General features: G+C 58.1%; 12 protein-coding genes. All 12 read left to right on the forward strand.

Annotation, left to right across the window (positions count from 1 at the left end; translation table 11 throughout):
• Positions 1–107: 107 nt before the first annotated feature.
• The 12 genes from RCH06_RS03990 (at position 108) to RCH06_RS04045 (ending at position 13234) form a co-directional block, all read left to right on the forward strand.
• Complete coding sequence (locus tag RCH06_RS03990; RefSeq protein WP_327080126.1) at positions 108–410, forward strand: hypothetical protein; 303 nt, start codon at positions 108–110, stop codon at positions 408–410.
• Positions 411–509: 99 nt separating this feature from the next.
• Positions 510–2204, forward strand: coding sequence for a thiamine pyrophosphate-binding protein (locus RCH06_RS03995; RefSeq protein WP_327080127.1), 1695 nt, complete (start codon positions 510–512; stop codon positions 2202–2204).
• 208 nt (positions 2205–2412) lie between these two features.
• Positions 2413–4467 (forward strand): polyphosphate kinase 1, encoded by a 2055-nt coding sequence (gene ppk1 / locus RCH06_RS04000; protein ID WP_327080128.1) that lies wholly within the window; start codon positions 2413–2415, stop codon positions 4465–4467.
• A gap of 4 nt (positions 4468–4471) precedes the next feature.
• A complete protein-coding gene (locus tag RCH06_RS04005; protein ID WP_327080129.1) occupies positions 4472–4945 on the forward strand; it encodes a SixA phosphatase family protein in 474 nt (157 codons plus the stop codon).
• A 372-nt stretch (positions 4946–5317) separates the two neighbouring features.
• On the forward strand, positions 5318–6214 hold the full coding sequence (locus tag RCH06_RS04010) for a LysR family transcriptional regulator (RefSeq protein ID WP_327080130.1): 897 nt from the start codon (positions 5318–5320) through the stop codon (positions 6212–6214).
• A 449-nt stretch (positions 6215–6663) separates the two neighbouring features.
• Complete coding sequence (locus tag RCH06_RS04015) at positions 6664–7662, forward strand: nuclear transport factor 2 family protein (RefSeq protein ID WP_327080131.1); 999 nt, start codon at positions 6664–6666, stop codon at positions 7660–7662.
• Between the two features lie 20 nt (positions 7663–7682).
• A complete protein-coding gene (locus RCH06_RS04020; RefSeq protein WP_327080132.1) occupies positions 7683–9017 on the forward strand; it encodes an ABC transporter substrate-binding protein in 1335 nt (444 codons plus the stop codon).
• An 11-nt stretch (positions 9018–9028) separates the two neighbouring features.
• The gene (locus RCH06_RS04025; protein ID WP_327080133.1) at positions 9029–10018 is read left to right on the forward strand and encodes a carbohydrate ABC transporter permease; all 990 of its coding nucleotides are present in this window, start codon (positions 9029–9031) and stop codon (positions 10016–10018) included.
• A gap of 10 nt (positions 10019–10028) precedes the next feature.
• On the forward strand, positions 10029–10856 hold the full coding sequence (locus tag RCH06_RS04030; RefSeq protein WP_327080134.1) for a carbohydrate ABC transporter permease: 828 nt from the start codon (positions 10029–10031) through the stop codon (positions 10854–10856).
• 25 nt (positions 10857–10881) lie between these two features.
• The gene (locus RCH06_RS04035) at positions 10882–11964 is read left to right on the forward strand and encodes an ABC transporter ATP-binding protein (protein WP_327080135.1); all 1083 of its coding nucleotides are present in this window, start codon (positions 10882–10884) and stop codon (positions 11962–11964) included.
• A gap of 48 nt (positions 11965–12012) precedes the next feature.
• Positions 12013–13047, forward strand: a complete 1035-nt coding sequence (locus RCH06_RS04040) for a porin (protein WP_327080136.1) — start codon at positions 12013–12015, stop codon at positions 13045–13047.
• Positions 13048–13069: 22 nt separating this feature from the next.
• Positions 13070–13234 carry a hypothetical protein gene (locus RCH06_RS04045; protein ID WP_327080137.1) on the forward strand — a complete coding sequence of 55 codons (165 nt, stop codon included), beginning with the start codon at positions 13070–13072 and terminating at the stop codon, positions 13232–13234.
• Positions 13235–13325: the final 91 nt, after the last annotated feature.

Consider the following 13325-nt stretch of genomic DNA (forward strand, 5'->3'; position numbering starts at 1 on the left):
TTGGGGTCTATGCCTGCGCTGTCCGGGTCATTGCACTGCCGGATTTGCAGGCGTACATTGAAAACCGGCCGCACGGGTTGTGCCATTTTTAACTTCAGGAGACTTCAATGACTGCATCCCAAACCCCCGCCAGCAACGACTTTGTCCGCTGGGTAGAAGAAAAATCCGACGCTGTCATGGCCGATCTTGGCGACAAGTTTCCACCTGCCACCAGCGGCACGCAGGCCCTTCATGCCGAAACCGCAAGCCAGCGCATCGAAGAAGTCCTGCTCGGTCACGAACAGCCCGATCCAGCGCTGCTCGAAGAGCTTGCCGCACTGGAAAATGCACCGCCTCTGAGCGACGAAGAGCTGGCCCGGCAGGCGCTGGAAGATGGCGGCGCCGACGCGGATCCGACCACGCCGGAGTAAGCCGGACGTCCGTTTCGGCGTATTTCAACCGGCCCATTGCGCTTCATGGCAACGGCCCCTCGCCTTGAAGCGCGCCATGCCAAGGCACAATGAAGCGATATGACTCCACAACTTGCCGGCCACCTTCTTGTTGACTGCCTTCTGGCCCAAGGCGTAACCCATGCATTTGGCGTTCCGGGTGAAAGCTATCTGGCCGTGCTTGACGGCCTGCATGCGCGCCGGGACCAGATTCAATTTATCACCTGCCGCCAGGAAGGCGGCGCGGCTTTCATGGCCGAGGCGCACGGCAAGCTCACGGGCCGGCCTGGCATTTGCATGGTGACGCGCGGTCCCGGTGCCACCAATGCGTCCATCGGCGTTCACACGGCGTTTCAGGATTCAACCCCGATGGTGCTGCTGGTCGGCGATGTGGCCAGCGACTGCCGCGACCGCGAAGCGTTCCAGGAAGTGGACTATTCGAGTTTTTTTGGCCCCAGTACCAAAGGCTTTGCCAAGCGGGTCGAGCGCATTGATGACGCCGACCGCATCCCCGAATACGTGGCGCGGGCGTTTGCCACCGCCATGAATGGCCGGCCCGGCCCGGTCGTGCTGGTGTTGCCCGAAGACATGCTGACGCGCCTGACCGCAGCCCAGCCTTTGCCGCGCGTTGAGGCGACGCAATCCTGGAGCGACCCGGATTCGTTGGCTGCCTTGCGCGACATGCTGCTGGCTGCGAAGCAGCCGCTTGTTATTGCCGGCGGCGGTGGCTGGACGCCGCAGTCGGCGCAGGCGCTGCAGCGATTTGCTGAAAACTGGAAGCTGCCGGTGGGCAATGCGTTCCGGTTTCAGGACACGTTTGACAACCACCATCCGCTGTATGCGGGCGATGTGGGTATTGGCCTGAATCCGAAACTGGCGGCACGCGTCAAGGCCAGCGATTTGATCATTGCCATCGGCCCGCGTATGGGCGAAATGACCACCGGCAACTACACCTTGCTCGAAGCGCCCAAGCCAAAGCAAAAGCTGGTGCATATTCACGCCAGCGCCGAAGAACTCAACCGCGTCTACCAGGCCGACCTGGCGATCAATGCCACCATGAACGCCGCTGCGCGTTCACTGGAAGCGCTGAGCGCGCCGGTGAATGTGCCGTGGGAAGCGTGGACGGCGTCGGCCAACGAAGACTATCTGGCCAATCTGGTGCCGCAAGCGTTACCCGGCGACATCGACATGCCGGCCATCGTCGGCCTGCTACAAAAACACCTGCCGCCCGATGCGGTGCTGACCAATGGCGCGGGTAACTTTGCCAGCTGGGTGCACCGGTTTTTCAAGCACCACGGGCTGGTCAAGGGCCACAAGACACAACTCGCGCCCACCGTCGGGGCGATGGGTTATGGCGTGCCCGCGGGCATTGCCGCTGCCATCACGACCGGGCGTGTAGCGTTCACCATAGCCGGCGATGGCGACTTTTTGATGAACGGCCAAGAGCTGGCCACGGCGGTGCAGCACGGCGCCAAAAGCATCATCGTGCTGCTCAACAACGGCATGTACGGCACCATCCGCATGCACCAGGAACGTGAATATCCGCAGCATGAAAGCGGCTCGCGGCTGAACAATCCAGACTTTGCGGCACTGGCCCGCGCTTACGGTTACGCCGGTGTGCGCATTACCCGCACCGAAGAATTTGAAGCCGAACTGCTGGCCGCGCTCGACCGCCCCGAAGGCACGCTGATCGAGGTGACACTCGACCCCGAAGTCATCAGCACGCGCGGCACGCTGTCTGCCATCACGCAAAACGCCTTGAGCAAGTCACTATAAAAAGAATAGCTGAATGCGTCCGTGGACAGTGCGCATAACGCCTGTTAAGCTTAAAAACTGTCAGTAATGACGTGCAAAGTATCGGCTTGGCTCTCTGTCATACCCCTGTCATCAAATTCAACAACACTAGGCTTCAATTTTTTAATAATAAAGCCCTGTTTTGTTGATTGTTGACCCAAGCTCCACCCTGATTTCTGCCCCTGTGCCTATGAAGTTCCTGGACCGCGACCGCAGCATTCTTGCCTTCAATGAGCGGGTGCTTTACTGGGCGCGCCGCACTGACGTGCCCTTGCTGGAGCGGCTGCGCTTTTTATGCATCGTGTCGTCCAACCTGGACGAATTTTTTGAAGTCCGTGCCGCCGCACACCTGACGGCCGCCCAGAACAATGTGCAAAAAGGCATTTGCACGGCGCACTCGTTCAAGGCGCTTTCAACGCTGGCCCATGACATGGTGGCGCGCCAATATGCGCTGTACAACGAAGAACTACTGCCGGCGTTTGCGCAGCAAGGTATCCGCATCATGTCGCATGGCGAGCGCAATGCGGCGCAGCGGCGCTGGGTCAAGGCGTATTTTGAACGTGCCGTGCGGCCGCTGTTGATTCCGGTCGGGCTTGATCCTTCGCACCCGTTTCCGCAGGTCGCCAACAAGTCGCTGAACTTCATCGTCCGGCTGGGCGGGCGCGATGCCTTTGGCCGGGAAAACGAAATTGCCATCGTCAAGGTGCCCCGCGTCTTGCCGCGATTCATCCACATGCCCAGCCGGGGCCAGGAAAAAGGCAACAAGCTCTTCCTGTCGCTGTCCAGCATCATCCGGGCGCACCTGGCCGATTTGTTTGTCGGCCGCAAAGTAGGGGAGTTTTCGCAGTTTCGCGTCACCCGCAATTCCGACCTGGAAGTCGATGAAGACGACGTAAAAAACCTGCGCACCGCCTTGCGTCTGGGGCTGGAGCAGCGCCACTACGGCCAAGCCGTGCGGCTGGAAGTGTCGGCGGGCTGCTCGGATTATTTGTCGAGCTTCCTGCTCAAGCAGTTCAATTTGCCAGCGCCGTCGCTTTACCGGGTGCATGGCCCGGTGAATCTGGCGCGGTTGACCCAACTGATCGATCTGGTCAATGACCCCAAGCTGCTTTTTCCGCGTTACAAGGCCTGCTACCCCAAGCAGCTGGTGCTTGGCCAGTCGATTTTTGAAAGGCTTCGCCAGGGCGATGTGTCGATTCACCAGCCCTTCGAGAGTTTTGACGGCGTGCTGGCTTTCCTGCGCGAAGCGGTCAACGACCCGTCGGTGCTGGCGATCAGGCAGACCATTTACCGTACTGGCGCTGATTCCGAGCTGATGCGGCTGTTGCGCGAAGCCGTGCGGCGCGGCAAGGAAGTCATGGTCGTGGTCGAGCTGAAAGCACGCTTTGATGAAGAGGCGAATATCAACTGGGCCGAAATGCTCGAATCCATCGGTGCGCAGGTGGTTTATGGCGTGATGGGCCTGAAAACTCATGCCAAGATGCTGCTCGTTACCCGGCGCGAAGGCCGGCGGCTGGTGCGCTATGCGCACTTGTCCACCGGCAACTACAACCCCGGCACGGCGCGGCTGTACACCGACATCAGCTACCTCACGGCCGACCCGCTGCTGACCTCTGACATTGACCATGTGTTTGTGCATCTGGCCAGCCACAGCCGCCTGCCCAAGCTGCACCATCTGCTGCTTGCGCCGTTCCAGCTGCACCGCAAATTGATCGAAAGAATCGATGCGCTGGCCCAAGCTGCGCTGCAGGGCAAAGACACGCGCATCGTGGTCAAGACCAACGCGCTGACCGACGAAGACCTGATGCGCGCGCTCATCAAGGCCGGGCAGTGCGGTGTCAAGATTGATTTGATCGTGCGCGGCGCCTGCATGCTGCCAGCGCAGGTCAAGGGCTTGAGCGACAACATCCGGGTGCGCTCGGTGATTGGCCGCTTTCTGGAGCATTCGCGCGTGTTTTATTTCCGCTGCGCCGAAGAAGAAACGCTGTATCTGTCGAGTGCCGACTGGATGAACCGCAACATGCTGCGCCGGGTCGAGCTGGCCTGGCCGGTGACCGACCCCGGCATTCGCCAGCGCCTGATTGACGAATGTTTGGTGGCTTATCTGCATGACGGGCGCGACGCCTGGGATTTGCAGCCGGACGGCACTTATGCGCTGGTCAATCCGGCTGATCCGGCGCAGCGCCATGGCGCGCAGTCTGCGCTGATGGCGCGCTATTCGGCGTCCAAACTACGCGAGAGGTAAGTCAATGGACCTGATTTTGTGGCGGCATGCCGAAGCCGAGGAACTGCCAGAAACCGTCACGGACGCGCAAGCCGACCTGGCCCGCAAGCTGACACCGCGCGGTGAAAAGCAGGCGGCCCGCATGGCCGACTGGCTGGACCGGCAATTGGCGGGCAGCACCCGCATCCTGTCGAGCCCGGCGCGTCGCTGTGAGCAAACCGCCCTGGCGTTGGGACGCAATTTCAAAATTCGCGATGAATTGGCACCCGGAACCACGCCGGCCCAACTGCTGGAACTGGTGCAATGGCCGCTCAGCAAGACGCCCATTTTGGTGACAGGACACCAGCCGACGCTGGGCCAGACGGTGGCCGTATTGCTGGGGCTGCAGGAAAGCGACTGCGCCATTAAAAAAGGCGCGGTGTGGTGGTTGCGTATCCGTGAGCGCGATGGTCAGATGCAGACTGTCGTGGTGACTGTTCAGTCGCCTGAGATGTTGTAGGAGCAGGCTGAACCGCGCCGCGCGACCTTCAAATTTGCGCGGCTAAACCCGCACGTACCGGTAAACCCATACCGGCTGCCTTCCATTTGACCAAGGCCGCTGCGGTCAGTCTTTTGCTTTGTGGCAAAGTCGCTGCACATAGACTGTGCCTCTGGTGAAAATTTCAACAGTGCCTGCTTGGGCTTGAAATTTGTGGGCTGGCGTTTGTGGTGGGAATGGCGCACCGCGTCAATTTCGTGCTCACGTCAAATTTGATAGAAGTTTCCAGCAGCAACAGCTTCAACATCAAAATCCAGATCATTTCAGCGCTTTGCCCAAAGCGATCAACCCGTTATTGCAAACGGATCAAGCTACTTTACGGATCACACTGACATGCTCGACTTGCAACAATTGAACTGTTTTGTAGTGCTCGCCGAACAACTGCACTTTGGCCGTGCCGCCGCTTGTCTGCACATCTCGCAGCCCCCTTTGTCGCTCAAGATCCGTGCACTGGAAAACAAGCTGGGTTTGCAGCTTTTTCTGCGTTCATCGCGCCACGTCGAGTTGACGCATTCGGGCGAGATATTGCTGCACGAAGCCAGGCGTTTGCTGCGCGACGCCGAACAATTAACCAAGCTTGCCGCTTCACTGGAACTGGGCGAAGCCGGCGCGCTCGCCATTGGCTACAACGCGGTAATGAGCTATCGGCTGATGCCCAACCTGGTGGCTGCTTTCAGTGAGCGCTTTCCGCGTGTCAAGCTCTCGCTGCACGAGATGGTGAGTGCCGAGCAGATCACGGCGCTGCGCGAGCACCGGCTGGATGTCGGTCTGCTGCGCCCGCCAGTGCCCAAAGGCTTTCAGACGCTGCCGCTCGGCAATGAGGAAATGCTGGTATTTTTGCCGGCTAATCACCCGCTGGCAGCGCAGGACGCGATTGAAATTGAAGCACTGGCCAGTGAACCGATGGTGATGTTCTCCAAGCTCGATGCTTCCTATCTGCATTACGTGGTCGTCGATATGTGCGCCGAAGCCGGCTTCATGCCGATCACGGTGCAGGAAACGCGGCACATTCATGCAATCGTCGCTCTTGTCGGAACGGGTATGGGCGTGGCGTTGCTGCCTGCCTCGGCGACCCATATCCATATGAACGGCGTCAAGGTGCGTCCGCTCAAAGCCAGCAGCACGCGAGCTGCTCCACGCAGGGCGCAGTCCGTACTCGCGGTGATAGAGGGCAATGCCAATCCGGTTGCCCGGCATTTCATGCAAGTCGCGCGCAACGTGCAATTTTGAAGGTGCCTTTGCGTATTCAACAGGCTTGAAAAATGGGCGCAACAAACTGAAGCCTTGAAGCAATTGATCACGAAATATTGATCGTATGCAGGGCGTTGCTGGCTTGGGCAGCTAGCCGAATGAATTGCCGCGAAAACCTGTCTGTTGTCCCATGCTGTGCACAAGCATCTGCAAATATCCCAAACCAATTTCAAAAATTGATTCAAAAGAAATTGCGATGCCGGCTTGGTTTGTACGGGTTTACCTTTAGTAATTCCAAAAATCAAAGGGTTTACGCCTATCAAAGCGGTGTGTTTTCGCCGAATCGATGACGAATTCCGAATTGATTTGGAAAATTAAAGTATTGGACCCTTGTATAGGCGTTGGCTACATTCATGACAGTCATGTGACGCCGGTTTAAAGCGACACAGCCCCGTCGTCAATTACTTAACTTTTGAGAGCCATTGCCCATGAAACTCAATCTTGGTTCTTACAAGGATGTTCCAGATTTCATCTACGGCATTACGCGCGCAATTTGGGAAGACCGGGGAATCGGCGCAAAGCTGCAAGACTATTACGCGGCCGATATTTTGCTGCGTGCTGCGACAGGATTTACCGGCACCAATGCAGGCGTCACAGCCCAAACCCTGCAGACGCTGCACCAGTTTCCCGACCGCCAGCTGGTGGGCGAGGATGTGATCTGGACGGGTTATGAAGATGGCACCTTCCTTTCATCTCACAGACTGACCTCTGTCATGCGCCACACTGGCGATGGCGCGCTGGGCAAGGCACACGGAAAAATGGTGCGCAGCCGGGTCATTGCCGATTGCTGGGTGCGCGACCAGATGGTGGTCGAAGAGTGGCTGGTACGCGACCAGGCTGCCTTTGCCAACTGCCTGGGCATTGAACCCCGCGCAATGGCGCAGGAAATGACAAACAGGGACATCCGCAATGGCCGCCCAGTGTCGTTTTTCACTCCTGCGCATGACAAGCCAAGCCAGTACAAAGCCATGATTCAGGACGACGAAGCGGTAGCCGCAGTGGTGCACGGCATGCAGCGTATCTGGCAGGACAAAGAAACCCAGGCCATTCGCGATCTGTATTTTGCCGGTGCGGTGCTGCATGCACCGGGTGGCGAATCGCGTTATGGCCATGCCGACATCGACACCTTCGTGCTGGGTTATCTGGCTTCTTTCCCTGACGCAGTGCTCAAGATCGAGACGGCACGCGTCAACCGCGACCCGCACCAGCCGGTGCGCGTTGCCGTGCGCTGGTCGCTGACTGGCAGCCATAGCGGCTACGGACATTTCGGCGAGCCCACGGGCGCGCCGGTTTACGTGATGGCGATCAGCCATTTCAATTTGACCAGCAACAAGGTGACAGCCGATTACATGGTGACCGACGAGGTGTCGATCTGGAAGCAGATTCAGGCCCACGTCGCAAGCCATGCACCGGTGGGCTCACCATAAACCAAGAGAGACAAACGACCATGAAAAGACGTTCCGCAACGCTGATTCTCGCTTCCGCCGCTTTGCTGGCGGCCGTGGGCGCCCAGGCGCAAGAAAAAATGCCCTACAACCTGAAGGCCGGCAAGCCCTACGATGGCACCGAGCTGCGTGTGCTGCTGGTCGGCACGCCGCAATTCAAAGGCCTTGAACTTCGCGCGGGCGAATTCACCAAGCTGACCGGCATCAAGGTCACTTGGGACGAAACCACTTTAAAGGCTTTGCAGGAAAAGGTGTCCAGCGTCGGGGTTGCAGCCGACGGCTCTTATGACGTGGTCAATTACCTCGATTCATGGGGTCCACCGAATGCCCGCTGGCTGGTAGACCTGGGCCCTTTGCTCAAGCGCGACGGCATCAGCATGGACCGCTACCCTTCGGCGTTCACCAAATCGGTGACGTATGACGGCAAGGTCATGGGCCTGCCACTGCGCTCGCACGTTCAAATTTTTTACTACCGCAAGGATATTTTCGACAAGTTGAATCTGGCCGCGCCCAAGACCTGGGCTGACGTGGTGACCGCCGGCAAGGCAGTCCAGAAAGCCATGCCCGAAATGGGCGGCGTGGCCTGCTACTACGGTGCTGACGGCAATCGCCAGAACCTGTACCTGTGGCTTGACTTCCTGCGTGGCGCAGGGGCTGATGTGTTTGACGCCAAGGGCAATCCTGCATGGGATACGCCTGCCGGCATCCAGGCCACGAAGGACTACATTGCCTTGAACACCGTGGACAAGGTGTGCGCGCCAGGCTCGGTCTCGTCGCTGGAGCAAGACTCGCGCATCGTCTTTATGCAGGGCAAGGCGGCCATGCTGCCGATCTGGTCATGGGCCTACTCGCCACTGATCAGCCCGGAAAGCTCAACGCTCAAACCCGAGCAGGTGGCCTTTGCCGAGATGCCGTCGTACAAGGGTGCGCCACCGGTCTCGCTGACCAACTCCATGCCGTATTCGATCTCCAAGTACTCGAAAAAGCAGGAAGCCGCCTGGGAATTCCTGAAGTGGCTGTCCAACCCCGAGCTTGAGAAAAAGAACGGTATCGAGAAAAAAATCAACGGCGTGAATACGGCCAGCACGGTGTTCAACCTGAAAGCCAGCTTCGTCGATGCAGACATCAATGCTGCCAATGCCAACGTGCCCAAGGCCGCTGCAGTGGCGCTCGCCGCCAACGCAGCACCGCTGCCCATGACTGTCGATTGGCCAGAGATCGGTGACTTGCTGTCGATTGCCATCAACAAGGCTGCGGCCGGCGACGGTAATGTTGAGCAGTTGATGAAGACCGCCGCCAAGGACGCCACCCGGGTCTTGCGCCGCAGCCGCCGCTAAAGAGGTCGCCCGTGAACAATACTGATCTTCCGGTCGTGCCAGTCATTGCACCCGGCGCACCTGTGCCAACCGTACAGAGGCGCCGCAGCAAAGGCTTGAGCGACAAGCATCTGAAAATTCTGCTGTTGCTGCCGGCCATCGTGCTGGTCGGCGCGACCGCGATTGGTCCTCTGTTCAGCGGGCTTTATCTGGCCTTTCGCGACTGGAACCTGAGCAAGTCCTCAGCTTCCAAGCCGCTGTGGACACTGGCTGACGATGGATGGCAAAACATTGCCTACCTTTTCGACAACTTCAGCCGCGCGTTGTCCGACTCTGCGCTGCAGGAATCGATTTGGGTCACCATCATCTTCACTGTGTTGTCGGTGGTGATCTCGATGGGCCTGGCGTTGGGCATTGCGCTGCTGCTGGGCCGGGGCACGCGTTCGCGCATCTTTGTGCGTACGCTGCTGATCTTGCCGTTCGCCATGAGCCCAGCGCTTGTCGGTATCTCATGGCGCTTTATGGTCAGTCCACAGTTCGGACTGTTCCATGCGGTGTTCAAGGACATCTGGCCCTGGCTGGCAAACATCGACTGGCTAGCCGATCCCATACTGGCTTTTGCGGTGCTGATCGGCAGTGATGTCTGGCACTGGACGCCGTACATGGCCATGCTGCTGCTCGGCGGCCTGGCTTCGGTGCCCAAGGAAACGCAGGAAGCCGCCGAAATTGACGGCGCGAGCACCTGGCAAGTTTTCCGCGACGTTACCTTGCCAGCGCTGATGCCGGTACTGGTGGTGGCCTCGATTCTGAAAGCGATCTTCTCGCTCAAGATGTTTGACCAGGTTTTCATGATCACCAGTGGTGGGCCTGGCCATGCCACCCAGACGCTGGCTTACTTCATCTATGTGCAGGGCTTCAAGTACTACGACATGTCGTATGCCGCAGCTGTGTCGTATTTCCTGGTGATTCCGATGCTGGCGCTGGCCTTCATCTACATTCGCCTCGTCTTCAAGCGTCCCTAGGAGTCCATAGATGGCTATACATCATCAAAGCAAGCTGACGACGGTCGTCCAGGGGATCTTGATCTTCGTGACGGCAGTGGTCATCCTGGCACCCATCTACTGGATGGTCGTGGCGGCCTTCAAGCCGTATGCCGAAGTTTTTCAGCCGCACCTGTTCTTCACGCCAACGCTGGACAACTTCGTGGCCATCATGCAGCCACCCTACGAAATCCATAAAAAGTTTCTGAACTCGGCGATTGTGGCGCTCACGACGGTGGCCATTGCGATACCCGTGGCCACTATGGCCGCCTACAGCTTCTCGCGCTTTCGGATTCGGGGTGAAAAGACGATTTTCATGGCCATCATTGCCACGCAGTTCGTACCTTCCGTGATTTTGCTGCTGCCGTTTTTCATTCTGTTTCGTGATTTGAACCTGCTCGACACCCGCACTGGCTTGATTTTGGTGAACCTCTCGTTCGTCATTCCTTATGCTGTATGGATGATCAAAGGCTTCATCGACGCCATTCCGCTCGATACCGAAGAAGCGGCCATGGTGGACGGTTCAACCCGGCTGCAAGTGATCAAGAACGTTGTCATCCCGATGGCAGCGCCGGGCCTGATTACCGCTGGCATTTTTTGCTTCATCGTGGCCTGGAACGAGTTTTTGCTCGCCCTGATCATGACCAGCCGGGATGCGCTTACCTTGCCGGTCGGTCTGTCACTTTTCAACACCGAGCAGGGTGATCTCTGGCAACTGATTTCCGCAACCGGAATCCTGATCATGCTGCCCATGTTTGCGCTGGGGTTCGTGATCCAGAAACACTTCGTTCAGGGAAGCACCGGCGGCGCTGTCCGTTGAAGCCCCAACTTTCGGAATAAAAATTATGTCCACTATCTCCATTGAAAACGTCAGCAAAGGCTGGAACAACGCTTTTGTGATCAAGGACTTGACGATCCATATCCATGATCGCGAGTTCCTGGTCTTGCTGGGCCCCAGCGGCTGCGGCAAGACCACCACCATGCGCATGATTGCCGGCCTTGAGGAACCAACGAGCGGGCGCATCCTGTTTGGGGGCGAGGACGTCACCGACCTGGCACCGCGCGAGCGCGACATCTCCATGGTGTTTCAGAACTATGGGCTTTATCCGCACATGACGGTGCGCGAGAACATTGCCTATCCGCTGCGCATTCGCAAAGTCCCGCGCGATCAGCACGACGGCTTGATCGCCGAGGCTGCGCGCAGGGTCGAGCTGGAAAGCCTGCTGGACCGCAAACCCAAGGCCTTGTCGGGCGGCCAGCGCCAGCGCGTTGCATTGGCGCGGGCCATCGTGCGCCAGCCCAAGGTGTTTTTGATGGACGAGCCCTTGTCCAACCTGGACGCCAAATTGCGTATCAGCATGCGTGCCCGTATCAAGCGCCTGCAGTACGAGCTGGGCACCACCATGGTGTATGTGACACACGACCAGATCGAGGCCATGACGCTGGCAACACGCGTCGTGGTGATGAACCACGGCGTGATTCAGCAGCTTGATATTCCGGAGAATATCTACAACGAACCAGCCAATCTGTTTGTCGCCGACTTCATTGGTTCGCCGGCCATGAATCTGCTGCCGGGGCGCCTGGAAGACGGTACGTTTATTGGCGACAAGATCCGCATTCCTGGTGCCGGCATCGGATCGCACGACCACGTCGTACTGGGTGTTCGCTGGGAAGATATTCAGCTGGCGGCATCGGGCACCGGCCACATGGATGCAGAAATCTACACGGTTGAACTGATCGGTGATGCCACCCAGGTCACGGTTCAAAACGGCAAGCAAATGGTGGTGGTGCGCACCGAAAAAGATTTCAAGGCGAAATTCGGTGCGCCAGTGGCGATCATGGTTCAGCCAAACCGGGCCTATCTCTTCGATTCGAAGACCGAGGCTCGCCTCAAACATCTCGAAAGCCGCAATCCTTCGCGGACTTGAACGTCTATTTTCCCCGTGCCAACCTCAACCTCAACCTTGAAAAATACCATGAAGAAATCTAAACTTCTCACTGCCCTTTTGCTGAGTGGCCTGGCATCTGCAGCCATGGCGCAGTCCAGCGTGACGCTTTACGGAATCATTGACCTGAGCCTGTCCAGGGAAAACAACAGCTCGGGCGTTGCCACCCGCATGGAAAGCGGCGTGTTGAATGGTTCACGCTTTGGTTTCAAGGGCTCTGAAGACCTGGGCGGTGGACTGTCTGCCAGGTTCCAGCTGGAAGGCGGCATTAACGCCGACGACGGTTCATCGGCGCAAGGTGGCCGCCTGTTCGGGCGGACTGCCTGGGTGGGTCTGGAAGGTGGGTTTGGCCAGGTTCGTCTGGGTCGCCAATACACCCCGATCTATTTGTCTCTCTTGACCGTAGACCCGTTTGGCGGAGCGCTCAAGGGCGACATGGCGTCGCGTAACTGGTTCAACAATGGCGGCGCCCGCATTGACAACACTGTGGCCTATTACTCGCCTACCGTCAGCGGCTTTTCCGGCTCCGCGCTGTACGGATTTGGAGAAGTGCCAGGAAGCACCTCGGCCAGCCGTACTGTCGGTCTGTCGGCGGGCTACAACAAGGGTCCTGCTGTAGTTGCTTTGGCTTACAACCGCCGCGACAACTCGGCAAGTACCGACAACGAGCGCGCTGCACTTTTAGGTGGCTCCTATGACTTTGGCGTCGTGCGCGTTCACGCCGCCTATGACGACGTGCGCGGCTCCAACTCGCTCGCCTTGGTGCCTGTCCATATCACCGACCAAATGCTTGGCGTGTCTGCGCCCGTGGGCCCGGGCCGGTTCATGGCTTCATACCTCCGTAAAAAAGACAAGGTGAACGCCGATACAGATGCGCATCAGTGGGCAATTGGCTATGTATATGACTTGTCCAAACGCACGGCGCTTTACGCTTCGTATGCCAACGCCACGAATCAGAAAAACTCCAGAATCAACACCCGTTACAACGTGAATTTTACGGATAACGGCGGTACGCCTGGAACGTCTGACAGGGTCTATGACATCGGCATCCGGCACTCGTTCTAACGCGCGAATTCAAAGATAAAAAATGAAAAGCAATGTTGTCACTGCGGCCCAGATCGCCGCCAGGGTTATTCGTCGCAGCGATTTGAAGTCTGATTCAGAAGCCTTCGTCGATGTGCGCGTGCCGGGCTCAACCCCTAAATTCAACTACCAGCTGATTGGAGGCGGGGTTTCCCAAAACCCGCACTGACCTTGCCCCCAGAAAACGTATCCCTTGCTGAGTGGTTCAATTCAGACAAGGAAAACGAAAATGACAAAGACATCAAGGGCCAAGTACACGC

The sequence above is a fragment of the Polaromonas sp. CG_9.5 genome, assembly GCF_035984465.1.
Lineage (GTDB): Bacteria > Pseudomonadota > Gammaproteobacteria > Burkholderiales > Burkholderiaceae_C > Polaromonas.

Coding starts and splice junctions, on each gene's coding strand:
- RCH06_RS03990 (WP_327080126.1), top strand. CDS start 108: ATGACTGCATCCCAAACCCCCGCCAGCAACGACTTTGTCCGCTGGGTA.
- RCH06_RS03995 (WP_327080127.1), top strand. CDS start 510: ATGACTCCACAACTTGCCGGCCACCTTCTTGTTGACTGCCTTCTGGCC.
- ppk1 (WP_327080128.1), top strand. CDS start 2,413: ATGAAGTTCCTGGACCGCGACCGCAGCATTCTTGCCTTCAATGAGCGG.
- RCH06_RS04005 (WP_327080129.1), top strand. CDS start 4,472: ATGGACCTGATTTTGTGGCGGCATGCCGAAGCCGAGGAACTGCCAGAA.
- RCH06_RS04010 (WP_327080130.1), top strand. CDS start 5,318: ATGCTCGACTTGCAACAATTGAACTGTTTTGTAGTGCTCGCCGAACAA.
- RCH06_RS04015 (WP_327080131.1), top strand. CDS start 6,664: ATGAAACTCAATCTTGGTTCTTACAAGGATGTTCCAGATTTCATCTAC.
- RCH06_RS04020 (WP_327080132.1), top strand. CDS start 7,683: ATGAAAAGACGTTCCGCAACGCTGATTCTCGCTTCCGCCGCTTTGCTG.
- RCH06_RS04030 (WP_327080134.1), top strand. CDS start 10,029: ATGGCTATACATCATCAAAGCAAGCTGACGACGGTCGTCCAGGGGATC.
- RCH06_RS04035 (WP_327080135.1), top strand. CDS start 10,882: ATGTCCACTATCTCCATTGAAAACGTCAGCAAAGGCTGGAACAACGCT.
- RCH06_RS04040 (WP_327080136.1), top strand. CDS start 12,013: ATGAAGAAATCTAAACTTCTCACTGCCCTTTTGCTGAGTGGCCTGGCA.
- RCH06_RS04045 (WP_327080137.1), top strand. CDS start 13,070: ATGAAAAGCAATGTTGTCACTGCGGCCCAGATCGCCGCCAGGGTTATT.